This is a genomic window from Flagellimonas myxillae, from assembly GCF_023502235.1.
In the GTDB taxonomy this organism is placed as follows: Bacteria; Bacteroidota; Bacteroidia; order Flavobacteriales; family Flavobacteriaceae; genus Flagellimonas; species Flagellimonas myxillae.
This window is the reverse complement of record NZ_JAMFLY010000001.1, coordinates 1,281,162-1,294,322: the sequence shown is the minus strand read 5'-3', so window position 1 is coordinate 1,294,322 and position 13,161 is coordinate 1,281,162. Positions and strand designations below refer to the sequence as shown.

Here is a 13,161-nt window from a genome sequence, read left to right as displayed (position 1 = left end):
AGTATAAAATGAAACTCGTTATACTCGATTACGGAGCTGGAAACATCCAAAGCATAAAATTCGCCATTCGGCGCTTGGGCTATGAAGCCGTGCTGACTGATGATGTGGAAGAAATCCGCTTAGCGGACAAAGTGATATTCCCCGGGGTTGGGGAAGCCAGTTCTGCAATGACAAAATTGAGGTCCAGTGGTCTGGATAAAATCATCCCCCAGCTAAAACAGCCAGTTTTGGGTATCTGTTTGGGAATGCAGCTCATGTGCAATTGGTCCGAAGAGGGCGATACCGCGGGGCTTGGGATTTTTGACTTGGATGTGGTACGCTTTCCCAATTCAGTGAAAGTTCCGCAGATAGGGTGGAACCAAATTGAGGGGCTTCGGTCAGATTTGTTCCAAAACATTCCGGAAAAATCCCATATTTATTTGGTACATAGCTTCTATGCCCCTTTGGGAAATGAAACCATTGCTTCCAGTGAATATGCCTTTAAATATAGTGCAGCTTTACAAAAGGAAAATTTTTATGGGGTTCAGTTTCACCCTGAAAAAAGCAGTGATGTAGGGAGTCAAATATTGCAGAACTTTTTGGAAAACTTCTAAAATGGGCTATAAAATATCATCAGATAAGGACAAATTGGATATCCAAAAAATACATGATGTTATCAAAGCATCGTATTGGGGTAGGTACAGGACATTTGAAATGACCAAAACATCCATTGAGAATTCCATTTGTTTTGGAATGTATTCCGATAGGGGCGAACAGCTTGGTTTTGCACGCATGATCACAGACAAATTGGTCTTTGCCTATATCATGGACGTCATTATTTTTGAGCCATACCAAGGACAGGGTTTGGGAAAAAAGCTAATGCAACACATTTTGAATGTTCCGGATATTCAAGATGTTCATACCATTGCATTAAAGACCAAGGACGCCCATGGCCTCTATGAATCCTTTGGATTTAATAAAGTAGGGGATTCCGAAATGTGGATGGCAAAAGACCAAGCAAAATACGATTGAAAAATGAGGATTATTCCAGCTATTGATATTATTGACGGTAAATGCGTCCGGCTATCCAAAGGGGATTATGATACCAAAAAGGTTTACAATGAAAATCCGTTGGAAGTTGCCAAAGCTTTTGAAGACAGCGGAATCCAATATTTACATTTAGTTGATTTGGACGGTGCTAAATCCAAGCACATTGTCAACCACAGGATTCTTGAGACCCTTGCTTCCAAAACAGGATTAAAAATTGATTTTGGTGGTGGCCTCAAGTCTGACGAGGATTTGCATATCGCCTTTGAATCTGGGGCTTCGCAGATTACCGGGGGAAGTATCGCCGTTAAGGATAAAAAAGTGTTCTTGGGATGGTTGCACAAATACGGTCCGGAAAAGATCATTTTGGGGGCCGACGCTATGGACGAAAAAGTAGCTGTTTCAGGATGGCTGGAAGAATCCGACAAGTCCCTGGTTCCGTTCATCCGGTCCTATCAACAAAATGGAATTAAATACGTAATCTGTACCGATATCAGCAAAGATGGGATGCTCAAAGGTCCCAGTTACGACCTTTACCAGAAAATCTTGGATAAGACCAAGAAGATTGAAACCAAAATTAGTGGTAGCGGCGTCGAGGATAAAGAAGTTATTGGGATACAACTTATTGCCAGCGGAGGCATTTCGGACTATGATGAACTTCCAAAACTGGCTGAAATGGGATGTGAGGGAACCATAATTGGCAAGGCCATTTATGAAAACCGGATAAGTTTAAAGCAGCTTGAAAACTTTATATTGGAACATGGAACAGGTTGAACAATTGCAACAAGAATTCATACAGAATGTATCGTACAGAATGGATGAAAGTCTGCGTATGGTCAAAATTTGTTTGGATAAACTTCCAGAAGATGCCATTTGGAAGAAACCGAATTCCTTTACCAATAGTATCGGGAATTTGATCTTGCATCTCTGCGGCAACATCACGCAATATGGGATTGCATCCTTGGAAGGATTGGAGGACAATCGAGACCGGGATAAAGAATTTACAATGTTGGAAGGCTATAATAAAATGGAATTGTTCCAAAAACTGAGTGAAACGGTGGCCAAGGCCAAACTTGCGTTTACAAATACCCCTTTGAGGGAGTTGTTGAGGAAACGATCGGTCCAAGGTTTCGAGTTTTCAGGCATTGGAAATATGGTACATGTGGTAGAGCATTTCTCTTACCACACAGGACAAATTGCCCTCTGGACCAAAATGCTTAACGATTCCGATTTGGGTTTTTATGATGGTATGGATTTGAATGCGAAGAATGAGGGTTAGAGGTTAGAGGTTAGAGGTTAGAGGTTAGAGGTTAGAGGTTAGAGGTTAGAAATATGCAGGATTTAAAATTGAGAACCAAGACATTTGCAGTGAACTGTTGGGAACTTTGCACCAAGCTTCCAAAGACTAGGGAGTTCTCCAATTATGTAAATCAACTATTGCGCAGTTCTAGTTCGGTGGGGGCCAACTATAGAGCTTCGCAACGAGCAAAATCCACGGCAGATTTTATTAATAAATTGAAAATAGTTGAAGAGGAAGCGGATGAGTCCGCTTATTGGCTGGAACTTTTTTTACAAATCTCCGATTCGAATCATGAAGAAATCAAGGAGTTACATAAGGAGGCTCAAGAAATACTGGCGATAATTGTTGCATCAATCAAAACAACACGAAAAAACCAAATAAGCAAGTAACACCTTGTACTTGATATGTCGTACTTCTAACTTAAGAACATGCTAACAAAAAGAATCATACCCTGTCTGGATATCAAAGATGGCCGAACCGTAAAAGGGGTCAATTTTGTAGATTTAAGGGATGCAGGAGACCCTGTGGAACTTGCTGCAATCTATGCTCAAGAAGGTGCCGACGAATTGGTATTCCTGGATATATCAGCCACTGAGGAGAAAAGAAAAACTTTAGCCGAGCTGGTCTATCATGTTGGGGAAAAGGTCAATATCCCGTTTACCGTTGGGGGTGGAATTTCATCTATCGAAGATGTGGACATATTGCTTCAGAATGGGGCCGACAAGGTGTCCATAAATTCCTCTGCGGTAAAACGCCCTGAATTGATCAATGAGTTGGTAGCAAAGTTTGGTTCCCAATGTATTGTGGTGGCCATAGATGCCAAACAAATTGATGGCCATTGGAAGGTACATTTGGTTGGTGGTAAGGTTCCTACGGAACGGGACTTGTTTGAATGGGCGCAAGAAGTGGAAGAAAGGGGCGCAGGGGAAATCCTGTTTACTTCGATGGACCACGATGGAACCAAAAATGGGTTTGCCAACCAAGCCCTTGCCAAATTATCGGATTTGGTGAATATCCCAATCATAGCATCCGGAGGTGCTGGAGCGATTTCGCACTTTACAGATACTTTTACAGATGGAAAAGCCGATGCTGCCCTTGCCGCAAGTATTTTTCATTTTAAGGAAATCGCCATAAAAGATTTAAAAACGGAATTAAAAGAAGAAGGAATACCGGTTCGTTTGTGATAGCGAACGGTCAAGAAAATAAATTATGGAAATAGACTTCAACAAAAACGGCGACGGACTTGTCCCGGCAATAGTACAAGACGCAAAAACTAAAAATGTGTTGATGTTGGGTTATATGAATCAAGAGGCAGTAGCATCTACACTGAAGACCAAAAAAGTTACTTTTTACAGTCGCAGTAAACAACGCCTTTGGACCAAAGGGGAGGAAAGCGGCAATTTTTTGGAGTTGATCAGTATCAGTAACGATTGTGACAAGGACACCTTGTTGATCAAGGTAAATCCTGCAGGACCTACATGTCATAAAGGAACCGAAACCTGTTGGGGCGAAGATAATATTCAGGACTATGGTTTTCTTTCCACTTTGGAAAACATTATTACCTCAAGAAAGGTCGATCAGGAAAATCCAGACAGCTATGTGGCTTCCCTATTTCGAAAAGGCATCAATAAAATTGCACAGAAGGTGGGGGAAGAAGCCGTGGAAACCGTTATTGAGGCCAAGGACGATAATGAAGAACTATTTCTTAACGAAAGCGCCGATTTACTGTTCCATTTTCTGATATTGCTCCAAGCTAAGGGATATGAGTTGGAAGACATTGTGCAAACCCTTCGAAAAAGGCATAAATAGCAAGCTGGAACCAGCGTTAAGGTTTCTCTAAACCACTTTGGATTACATAGAAATGCCGTATTTTTATGTAATGGCTATGAACACTAGAAAGGGATTTCGCTTCACCACTTATGAAGCGCCCCATCAAACTCCTTTTGAAAAACTTTTTGAGATTTTTCAAGAATTGGTCACACATACTTCCGGTGATGTAGAGGAAGCCTTGGATTGGTTGCGGGAACTGGACAAGGAGTATGAACTTACCGATGACGACTACACCATCGATGATTTTATTGAGGACCTAAAGGCCAAGGGATTTATCCGGGAAGAATTTGATACGGATGGGGAGCAGGGCGAAGGCGAAGAGGGTGAAGAGGGCGAAGGTAATGGCGGCAGTTTGTCGATAACCGCCAAACTGGAACGCATGTTGCGTAAAAGGGCGTTGGACCAAATATTTGGTAAACTGAAACGAAGCGGTGCCGGAAACCATAAAACCGGAAAATCGGGCAGGGGAGATGAGCATACTGGGGAGTTTCGGGAATATCGTTTTGGGGATGCCCTGGAGCATATCTCAATGACCGAAAGCCTCAAAAATGCACAGGTCAACCATGGTTTGGACAATTTTTCCCTAAGCGAGGAAGATCTTGTGGTTGAGGATACACAATACCAGGCCCAAATGAGTACGGTGCTAATGATCGATATCAGCCACAGCATGATCCTATATGGTGAAGATCGCATTACCCCAGCCAAAAAGGTGGCTATGGCTTTGGCAGAACTTATCACCACGCGATATCCCAAAGACACCTTGGACATCCTTGTTTTTGGTAATGATGCATGGCCCATTTCCATAAAGGAATTACCTTATTTAAAGGTGGGGCCCTACCATACCAATACCGTAGCCGGATTACAACTGGCCATGGACATGCTGCGAAGGAAGCGGAATACCAACAAACAAATTTTTATGATTACGGATGGCAAACCATCTTGTTTGAGGCTTCCCAATGGGGATTATTACAAAAACAGCGTTGGCCTGGACGATTACATTGTTGAAAAATGTTATACCATGGCACAACAGGCAAGAAAACTCCACATTCCAATCACCACGTTTATGATCGCCGAAGACCCTTACCTGATGCGGTTTGTACGAGAGTTTACCAAAGCGAATAAGGGCAAGGCTTTTTATACCGGACTAAAGGGTTTGGGTGAAATGATTTTTGAAGATTACGAACAAAATAGAAGAAAAAGAATCAAATAGAATAAAAATCTACCGGTACAATTTGTACCGATAAGCGCAGAATAAAAATGGATCACAATAAGATTAAAAACCTTGGCCAACTTAAGGCTTCGGGCTATAAAAGTAAAAGTATCAAGGACGAACTGAGGGAAAACCTATTGGTCAAAATTGGTAAGGGAGAGGATACGTTTCAAGGGGTTTGGGGGTATGAGAATTCCGTTATCCCTGAATTGGAACGTGCGATTTTATCCCGACATAATATCAATCTTTTAGGGCTTCGCGGACAGGCCAAGACCAGATTGGCCCGGCTGATGGTACAATTGCTGGACGAGTGGATTCCCATTGTTGAGGGTTCTGAAATCAATGACGACCCACTGGCCCCCATCTCCAGATATGCAACGGAATTGATTAAGGAAAAGGGGGATGACACCCCAATCGGATGGATTCACCGGGAGGAACGTTTTTATGAAAAACTGGCCACCCCAGATGTAACCGTGGCGGATTTAATTGGGGATATCGACCCCATCAAGGCCGCGAACCTCAAGTTGTCCTATGCAGATGACAGGGTCATTCATTTTGGGATGATCCCTAGGGCGAACCGCAGTATTTTTGTGATAAATGAATTGCCCGATCTTCAAGCTAGAATCCAAGTGGCCTTGTTCAATATCCTACAGGAAGGGGACATACAGATTCGGGGATTTAAACTTCGCCTTTCTTTGGATCTCCAGTTTGTGTTTACGGCGAACCCGGAGGATTATACCAATAGGGGCAGTATAGTAACTCCATTAAAAGATCGTATCGGCTCTCAAATATTGACCCACTATCCGGAAAACTTGGAAATTGCCAAAAAGATCACCTTGCAAGAATCCAGGTTGGATTCGCGACAGAAGGATGTGATCTATGTGCCGGAACTTGCCTTGGATGTATTGGAACAGATTAGTTTTGAGGCACGAAAAAGTGAGTATGTAGATGCCAAAAGCGGAGTGAGTGCCCGAATGAGCATAACGGCTTTTGAAAATCTCTTGAGTGCGGCCGAACGTAGGATGATTCGGGCCAAGGAAAAAAAGACCACTGTGCGACTGAGCGATTTTATGGGAGTAATCCCATCCATCACGGGAAAAATTGAACTGGTTTACGAGGGTGAACAGGAAGGAGCCGGAACCGTGGCTGAAATTTTGGTTGACGAAGCCATCAAATCCTTATTTCCCAATTATTTCCCCAAAATTGCCAAATTGGAACGCAAGGACGCGGAAACTGTCTACGACGAATTGATCCATTGGTTTTTTGAGGGCGAAGGGTTTGATCTCTTGGATGAAGACAACGATGAGGAATATCAGAATAAATTGGATTCCATCGCCCCGTTAAATGCACTTGTTGGGGAGTACCATCCTTCACTGGCAAAAGAGGACACCTATTTTATTAAAGAGCTATTGCTTTGGGGATTGGTAGCCCATAAAAAATTGAGTAAACATCGGTTTACGCAGGGGTATCAGTTTAAGGATTTATACGGAAGCTATATCCGAGGGCTTTAAGGCTTACATCCAAATGTTCAGATTGTCGTTGTAGTTCTCAAAATTATACCGCCCGACAAGCCGCTTTCGATGATGGAAGGAAACCAAGGTCAATAATGGCAATAAACAGTATAAAACCAAGGTAGTCGTACCCACTGGTTTAAAGGTGGCTGGCATTACATAGCTCTCAACTTCTGTATAAGAGGTAAGGATATTTACCGTATCGTAGATTTTAAACGCATATACAATCATTATTGCGTAGAGAATATATTCCAAATTTCTCATTTTGGGATCGGGCAATTCCCCTTCCGTAATTTTAAACCAGAGCACATAGAGGTAAATAAAATGTACTATGGAGAGTATTGGAAATATGTAGTTGTCCGGTTTAAAAAAATAAAACTTGTTGGTGTAAAGACCATAGAAATTAGAAATGGCCAAGGCCACTAAGACAATAAAGACAAGGATATTGTTTCTCCGCCAGGTAAGTATGTTCAGCACTAGGTTCATGTATTTTTGAGATTTGGGACGCTCAATATGTATCCAAAGAACGGCATTCCAAATCATTTTATTTTTATCTATTCGATGAACCGTTAGCAATGTTGGGTAAGCTGAAAAAACTGTTGTGAAACAACAACTTTGCCCATTTTTTTGAGCCTGTTTTTGTATAGGACAATATCCCAAGCATCCAATTAAGATGGCGTTGAATTCCAAAATTTTTTAACCCGACATTTCTTTTTTTGTATTTTGGGAAAAACACAGCACATGGCAAACTGGGTATTTATCTTAATCATTGTCATCGCAGTCTATGTGCTGATCAGTGTTTTACTGTATTTTCTTCAGGATTATTTCCTTTTCAAACCCGAAAAACTTCCCCAGGATTTCCAATTTTATTACGACAATCAGGAAACTGAGGAATACAATGTGGAAACTAGGGACGGAGCCATTATAAACGGCCTACGTTTTAGGACGGAAAACCCCAAGGGAGTCGTATTCTACCTAAAGGGAAATTCCAAGAGTATTAAAGGGTGGGGCAAATTTGCAGTGGATTTTACGAGACACGGGTACGACGTAATCATGGTAGATTATCGTGGATTCGGAAAAAGTACTGGTCGAAGAACGCAAAAAGCGGTAAAACGCGATATGCAGGTCATCTACAATAAGCTCAAGGAAAAGGTCCATGAAAAATATATTATTCTGTATGGCCGGTCTATGGGATCCGGATTCGCGGCCAAGTTGGCTTCCATGAACAATCCCCGAATGTTGATTTTGGATGCCCCGTATTACAGTTTAAGCAAGGTGGCAAAAAAGTATATCCCTTTTATGCCCTTGTCCGTACTGATTAAATTTCCAATGCCTACCTACAAATGGTTGAAATATGTGAATTGCCCAATCCATATTATCCACGGAACCGACGACAAGCTGATTCCCTATAAAACCAGTGTCAAACTTTCCAAGATTCGACCAAAGTTGACCAAACTATATACGGTAATAGGAGGGGGGCACAAAAACCTGAACAACTTTGAATCCTATCACAAAATGTTGACCGAAATTTTAACGACGAAACCTAAAAGTGTGGATTTGGAAGGCTCTAGTTTTCACGTAAAACACTCCTCAAAAAGAGCCAATGCAAAAGCTTAAACGGATTTTTTGGGTTCTGCTGACCGCTTCAATTTTAATTTCCTTTATGTTTTACACATTTCAAGAAAAACTGATTTTCCTGCCAACACAGTTGCCCCAAGATTATCAATATTCGTTTGACCAACCCTTTGAAGAACTTTTTTTGGACACTCCTGATGGATCTCGATTGAATGCGCTTCACTTTGTTTTGGAGAATCCAAAGGGACTCATCCTTTATTTCCATGGGAATGCGGGAGACTTATCCAGATGGGGGCAAATAGCTTCCACATTTACGGAGTTGGGATACGAGGTAATTGTAATGGACTATCGGGGGTATGGGAAAAGCACCGGTGAGCGAAGTGAAGAGTTGTTGTACGAAGATGCGCAGCGCTTTTATGATTTAGCTAAAGAAAAGCACCCAGAAGAAAAGATCATTGTTTATGGACGATCTCTTGGGACTGGAATTGCTTCCCATTTGGTTTCCAATAACAAACCCAAAAAATTGGTGTTGGAAACTCCCTATTATAGCCTGTTGGAGGTGGCGCAAGGCAGATTCCCTTTTTTGCCTGTAAATTACATGCTGAAATACCGGTTACCTTCCCACAAATATTTGGAATCGGTAAGCGCCCCTATCCGAATTTTTCACGGTACCGAGGATAGGATAGTACCCTATGCTTCTGGAGAGAAACTATTTAAATCCATCCAGCAGCAGGATAAAATAATGTACACCATACCGAATGGGCAACATAACGACCTAGACCAATTTGAAATCTATCAAAATGGGATAAAAAAGGAATTGGAATAATCATCAGAATAAATCCGAGGAAAGGTATCTGTCGCCCCGGTCGCACACAATGGAAACAATGGTTCCCTGTTCAAGGGTACTGGCCAGTCGCAAGGCCACCACAGCGGCACCACCACTGCTCACTCCGGCAAATATGCCTTCCTCCTTGGCCAATCGTTTTGCCATTTCCTCTGCTTCCGTTTGACTTACTTCCATCACCGTGTCCACTTTTTGTGGATTGAAGATTTTTGGTAAGTAGGCTTCCGGCCATTTCCGAATCCCAGGAATCCGGGAGTCATCCGTGGGTTGTACCCCGACAATCTGTATATCGGAATTTTGTTCCTTTAAATAGGTGGAGGTGCCCATTATGGTACCTGTGGTTCCCATACTGGAAACAAAGTGGGTAATGCCACCTTGGGTATCCTGCCAAATCTCTGGGCCAGTTGACTTGTAATGAGCCCGCCAGTTGTCATCATTGGCGAATTGGTTCAACATTTTATAGCCCTCATTTTTCACCTTGGCCTCGGCATAGTCCCTTGCTCCCTCAATCCCTATATCCGAGGAAGTGAGGGTAACCTTTGCTCCGTAGGCCCTCATGGTTTGTACACGTTCCTTAGTTGAGTTTTCGGGCATTACCAACTCAATGTTCAAGCCAAATACTCCAGCAATCATGGCCAGGGCAATTCCGGTATTTCCGCTAGTTGCCTCGATAAGCTTGGTCCGTTGGGTGATTTCCCCACGTTCCAATCCGCTTCTGATCATGTTGAGCGCAGGTCGGTCCTTTACGCTTCCACCTGGGTTTTGACCTTCCAGCTTAAACAGCAACTTAATATTGGGATTGATGTTCAATACCTTGGATTCCACTAAGGGTGTGTTGCCCACAAGGTCCAAAATGCTTTTAGACATCCGTAATGGTCTTTATTTTAACTTCGGAAGTATGAAAAACGGTAGAGTTGGGAGGGACGGAAGCCGTTAACCAGGCATTTCCACCAATTACTGAATTCTCACCAATTACGGTTTTGCCCCCCAAAATTGTGGCATTGGCATAGATAGTCACGTTGGACATGATCGTGGGATGCCTTTTGGTTTTTTGAAGATTTTTGGCGACGTAAAGTGCGCCCAAAGTTACCCCTTGATAGATTTTGACATTGTCGTGAATTACTGCAGTTTCGCCAATAACCACTCCGGTGGCGTGATCGATAAAGAACGATTTTCCTATCTGCGCTCCAGGATTGATATCCACACCCGTTTGTCTGTGGGCATACTCGGTCATCAATCTAGGAACCAAGGGAAATCCCTGTTGGTAAAGATCATGGGCCAACCGATATATGGCAATGGCATAAAACCCTGGATAGGCCATATACACTTCTTGGAGCGATATAGAGGCTGGGTCACCATTTACAATGGCTTCGGCATCCAGATTTAGCTTCTCCAAAATGCTTGGCAATGTCTGTACATAATTGTCCCAAACTTTTACACACGGACGTTCCAAATCCCAGCAAGCGAGGTCCACTAGTCGGCTGAATTTTTTTTCCAAAACTTCCAAATTCTCGGCTACCGGGGTATTCACATCGAACAAAGTGTGAAAAAGGAGGTTGGTAAAATTCTCTGTTTCTTCTTTAAGTCTATAGTCTAAATAGGGTAATTTCTTGTGCCTATTCAATTCTTCGATAATGGTTTGCTTATCCATGTTCAGAAATAAAGCCTAAAAATATGCAAATGATTACCACCCGGTTATAGAATTGGCTAACTTTAGCTTAAAAATAACATCTGATACCACTACTGTGAATAATTCCTTAATATCCCAAGAAGCGTTCAATTTTCTCGAAGACCTTGCCCAGAACAATACTAAGGAATGGTTTCAAGAACATAAATCCACTTTTAAAAAACACGAAGCGGATGTAAAGTCCTTCTACGAAAACATCAAGGAACATCTGAACGCGCATGACGAGATTGAGAAAATGAAAATGTTCAGGATCTATCGGGATGTTCGGTTTTCGAAGGACAAAACACCCTATAAAACCCATTTCGGTGGTTCATTTTCTAGATTGGGTGCGCACCTACGTGGCGGGTACTACCTACATCTTAAACCAGGAGGCACTTTTATTGCAACAGGTTTCTGGGAGCCCAACAAGGAGGATCTTTTCCGAATCCGGAAAGAACTTGAAATGGATGCTACTGAATTTCGCAATGTGATCCAAGCAAGCCCGCTGAAATCGGTTTGGGGGGAAATAGAAGGGGATGAAGTTAAAACAGCTCCTAAAGGTTTTGACAAAGCACATCCTGATATTGACTTGATCAAAAAGAAGCAGTTTATTTTTGTCCGGAATTTCTCTGACAAAGAGGTGTTGTCCAAAAATTTTCTGAGTGAAGTGGACAAGTCCTTCAGGGCAATACGCCCTTATTTCGATTTAATGAGTGATATCCTCACCACCAATCTCAATGGGGAATCCCTATTAGACTAATACTTCGTTTTCCAACAGCTGCACCTGATCCTTAAGCCGGTTGATCACCATGTTCATCATACGTTTGTTCAAGGCTGAGGAATTCAGGATATAGCTCCGATACTCTTGAACGGTAAAATGCCCAATAATCATACCCTTGAGGGAGTTTCTGAACTTAATATCCTTTTGGATGGAGTTCTCAATGTAAAGCAGTCTTTTTTCTAGGGAAAGGTCGTAAAAAGCACCTTTATGCTTTCTAATATAGTTTTTGAAAACCTCTATGATCAAATCGTTTTGAAGCTTGATAATAGGACGTAAAGTTTGGTTTTGAAAACGTTCATCGGGGCTCATATCGGCGTGGAAATTACCTTGCCCAATCTCCGGACGCATGTCCAGAAGATGTTCGGATCTTGAATCCATGGTCGAAAGTTTTATTAAAGTTACACAATCGTAAATCGCACATATTACGGGTGCTCAATAGTTTTTAACGATGTTATGAACAGGGATTTTTTATTCATAACTTCGTTTTCAAATACGCTTAATCCATATGAAATTTGGCAAGGTAGATCACCCAGAACTCGTTGATTTCACTATTCCCGATGACCACCCTGACACCACATTATTACTGTCTTCCCGTTCCCAAAAGGGTGTTCCCGATATTTTCGTGGGCTGTGCCAAATGGAACCGTCAGGACCTTAAAAATTTCTACCCTAGGGGCACCAAGGATGAGTTGGTCTATTACGCATCCCAGTTCAATAGCATCGAACTGAATGCAACTTTTTATCGGATTTTTCCAGCGGAACAATATCAAAAATGGTATGATAAAACTCCGGAGGGGTTCAAGTTCTTTCCCAAGATGACCAATGCGGTAAGCCACTTGAGAAGGCTGAATGATAAGGTTTACGAAATTTCCGATCGCTATTTGGAAGTGACCTCCCAACTCAAGGAAAAATTGGGTACTATTTTTTTACAGATGCACAATAATTTCGGTCCAAAAAATTGGGATAGGGTGGAACAGTTTGTCAACTATTGGCCCAAGGAGTTTCCTCTTGCTATGGAGTTTAGACATACGGATTGGTTTACGGATGAAAAAGTTTCCAATGAATTATATCATCTGCTGAAGGAAAACAATATTGCCAATGTTTTGGTGGATACGGCCGGTAGGAGAGACATGATGCATATGCGCTTGAGCAATAATGAAGCGTTTATCCGTTATGTGGGCGCTAACCACGAATCGGATTATGATAGGGTAGTGGATTGGGTTAACCGCCTGGAGCAGTGGAAAAATCAGGGTTTGGCAAATATCCATTTCTTCGTGCACCAAAATTTGGAAAGGGAATCCCCATTGTTATCGGCCTATTTTATAGAACAACTAAACGCCCGGATAGGTTCCACACTCACTATACCCCAAACACTTATCAGTAGGAAATAAGGTCTGATAAGTAGGAAATCCAATTATG

The 13,161-nt window shown here is 42.2% G+C and carries 17 protein-coding genes; 13 read left to right on the top strand and 4 right to left on the bottom strand.

Translation table 11 applies throughout. The features are described from left to right. Nucleotides 1-8 precede the first annotated feature (8 nt). The 9 genes from hisH to M3P07_RS05910 all read left to right on the top strand — a co-directional run bounded on the left by hisH (nucleotide 9) and on the right by M3P07_RS05910 (nucleotide 6,877). The gene (gene hisH / locus M3P07_RS05950; RefSeq protein ID WP_249968979.1) at nucleotides 9-593 is read left to right on the top strand and encodes an imidazole glycerol phosphate synthase subunit HisH; all 585 of its coding nucleotides are present in this window, start codon (nucleotides 9-11) and stop codon (nucleotides 591-593) included. Nucleotide 594: 1 nt separating this feature from the next. Next, nucleotides 595-1,011, top strand: coding sequence for a GNAT family N-acetyltransferase (locus tag M3P07_RS05945; RefSeq protein WP_249968978.1), 417 nt, complete (start codon nucleotides 595-597; stop codon nucleotides 1,009-1,011). Between the two features lie 3 nt (nucleotides 1,012-1,014). Beyond that, the gene (locus tag M3P07_RS05940) at nucleotides 1,015-1,800 is read left to right on the top strand and encodes a 1-(5-phosphoribosyl)-5-[(5-phosphoribosylamino)methylideneamino]imidazole-4-carboxamide isomerase (RefSeq protein ID WP_249968977.1); all 786 of its coding nucleotides are present in this window, start codon (nucleotides 1,015-1,017) and stop codon (nucleotides 1,798-1,800) included. Beyond that, nucleotides 1,787-2,305 (top strand): DinB family protein, encoded by a 519-nt coding sequence (locus tag M3P07_RS05935; protein WP_249968976.1) that lies wholly within the window; start codon nucleotides 1,787-1,789, stop codon nucleotides 2,303-2,305. Before M3P07_RS05940 ends, M3P07_RS05935 begins: the two co-directional genes overlap by 14 nt. Nucleotides 2,306-2,358: 53 nt before the next feature. Then, the gene (locus M3P07_RS05930) at nucleotides 2,359-2,715 is read left to right on the top strand and encodes a four helix bundle protein (protein ID WP_249968975.1); all 357 of its coding nucleotides are present in this window, start codon (nucleotides 2,359-2,361) and stop codon (nucleotides 2,713-2,715) included. 39 nt (nucleotides 2,716-2,754) lie between these two features. Next, the gene (gene hisF, locus M3P07_RS05925; protein ID WP_249968974.1) at nucleotides 2,755-3,510 is read left to right on the top strand and encodes an imidazole glycerol phosphate synthase subunit HisF; all 756 of its coding nucleotides are present in this window, start codon (nucleotides 2,755-2,757) and stop codon (nucleotides 3,508-3,510) included. A 25-nt stretch (nucleotides 3,511-3,535) separates the two neighbouring features. Beyond that, nucleotides 3,536-4,135 carry a bifunctional phosphoribosyl-AMP cyclohydrolase/phosphoribosyl-ATP diphosphatase HisIE gene (hisIE, locus tag M3P07_RS05920; protein ID WP_249968973.1) on the top strand — a complete coding sequence of 200 codons (600 nt, stop codon included), beginning with the start codon at nucleotides 3,536-3,538 and terminating at the stop codon, nucleotides 4,133-4,135. Between the two features lie 70 nt (nucleotides 4,136-4,205). Then, complete coding sequence (locus M3P07_RS05915) at nucleotides 4,206-5,366, top strand: vWA domain-containing protein (RefSeq protein ID WP_249969448.1); 1,161 nt, start codon at nucleotides 4,206-4,208, stop codon at nucleotides 5,364-5,366. Between the two features lie 47 nt (nucleotides 5,367-5,413). Beyond that, entirely contained in the window at nucleotides 5,414-6,877 is a 1,464-nt protein-coding gene (locus M3P07_RS05910) for a magnesium chelatase (protein WP_249968972.1), read from the top strand. A gap of 3 nt (nucleotides 6,878-6,880) precedes the next feature. Here the strand turns inward: M3P07_RS05910 and M3P07_RS05905 are convergent, their stop codons facing one another. Continuing rightward, a complete protein-coding gene (locus M3P07_RS05905; RefSeq protein WP_249968971.1) occupies nucleotides 6,881-7,363 on the bottom strand; it encodes a hypothetical protein in 483 nt (160 codons plus the stop codon). Nucleotides 7,364-7,618: 255 nt separating this feature from the next. On the opposite strand from M3P07_RS05905, the gene M3P07_RS05900 reads away from it, so the two are divergent. Together M3P07_RS05900 and M3P07_RS05895 are read left to right on the top strand one after the other, a co-directional pair. Then, on the top strand, nucleotides 7,619-8,494 hold the full coding sequence (locus tag M3P07_RS05900) for an alpha/beta hydrolase (RefSeq protein ID WP_249968970.1): 876 nt from the start codon (nucleotides 7,619-7,621) through the stop codon (nucleotides 8,492-8,494). 46 nt (nucleotides 8,495-8,540) lie between these two features. After that, nucleotides 8,541-9,278 (top strand): alpha/beta hydrolase, encoded by a 738-nt coding sequence (locus M3P07_RS05895; RefSeq protein WP_249968969.1) that lies wholly within the window; start codon nucleotides 8,541-8,543, stop codon nucleotides 9,276-9,278. Between the two features lie 3 nt (nucleotides 9,279-9,281). Here M3P07_RS05895 and cysM read toward each other — a convergent pair whose 3' ends face one another. Together cysM and epsC are read right to left on the bottom strand one after the other, a co-directional pair. Next, nucleotides 9,282-10,163, bottom strand: coding sequence for a cysteine synthase CysM (gene cysM / locus M3P07_RS05890; protein WP_249968968.1), 882 nt, complete (start codon nucleotides 10,161-10,163; stop codon nucleotides 9,282-9,284). Continuing rightward, on the bottom strand, nucleotides 10,156-10,947 hold the full coding sequence (epsC, locus tag M3P07_RS05885) for a serine O-acetyltransferase EpsC (protein ID WP_249968967.1): 792 nt from the start codon (nucleotides 10,945-10,947) through the stop codon (nucleotides 10,156-10,158). Before epsC ends, cysM begins: the two co-directional genes overlap by 8 nt. Before the next feature lie 94 nt (nucleotides 10,948-11,041). On the opposite strand from epsC, the gene M3P07_RS05880 reads away from it, so the two are divergent. Further along, nucleotides 11,042-11,722 carry a DUF2461 domain-containing protein gene (locus M3P07_RS05880; protein WP_249968966.1) on the top strand — a complete coding sequence of 227 codons (681 nt, stop codon included), beginning with the start codon at nucleotides 11,042-11,044 and terminating at the stop codon, nucleotides 11,720-11,722. Here M3P07_RS05880 and M3P07_RS05875 read toward each other — a convergent pair. Continuing rightward, nucleotides 11,714-12,121, bottom strand: coding sequence for a glyoxalase (locus M3P07_RS05875; protein ID WP_249968965.1), 408 nt, complete (start codon nucleotides 12,119-12,121; stop codon nucleotides 11,714-11,716). The genes M3P07_RS05880 and M3P07_RS05875 overlap by 9 nt on opposite strands. A gap of 127 nt (nucleotides 12,122-12,248) precedes the next feature. Between M3P07_RS05875 and M3P07_RS05870 the strand changes: the two genes are divergently transcribed. After that, entirely contained in the window at nucleotides 12,249-13,133 is an 885-nt protein-coding gene (locus tag M3P07_RS05870; RefSeq protein WP_249968964.1) for a DUF72 domain-containing protein, read from the top strand. Nucleotides 13,134-13,161 lie beyond the last annotated feature (28 nt).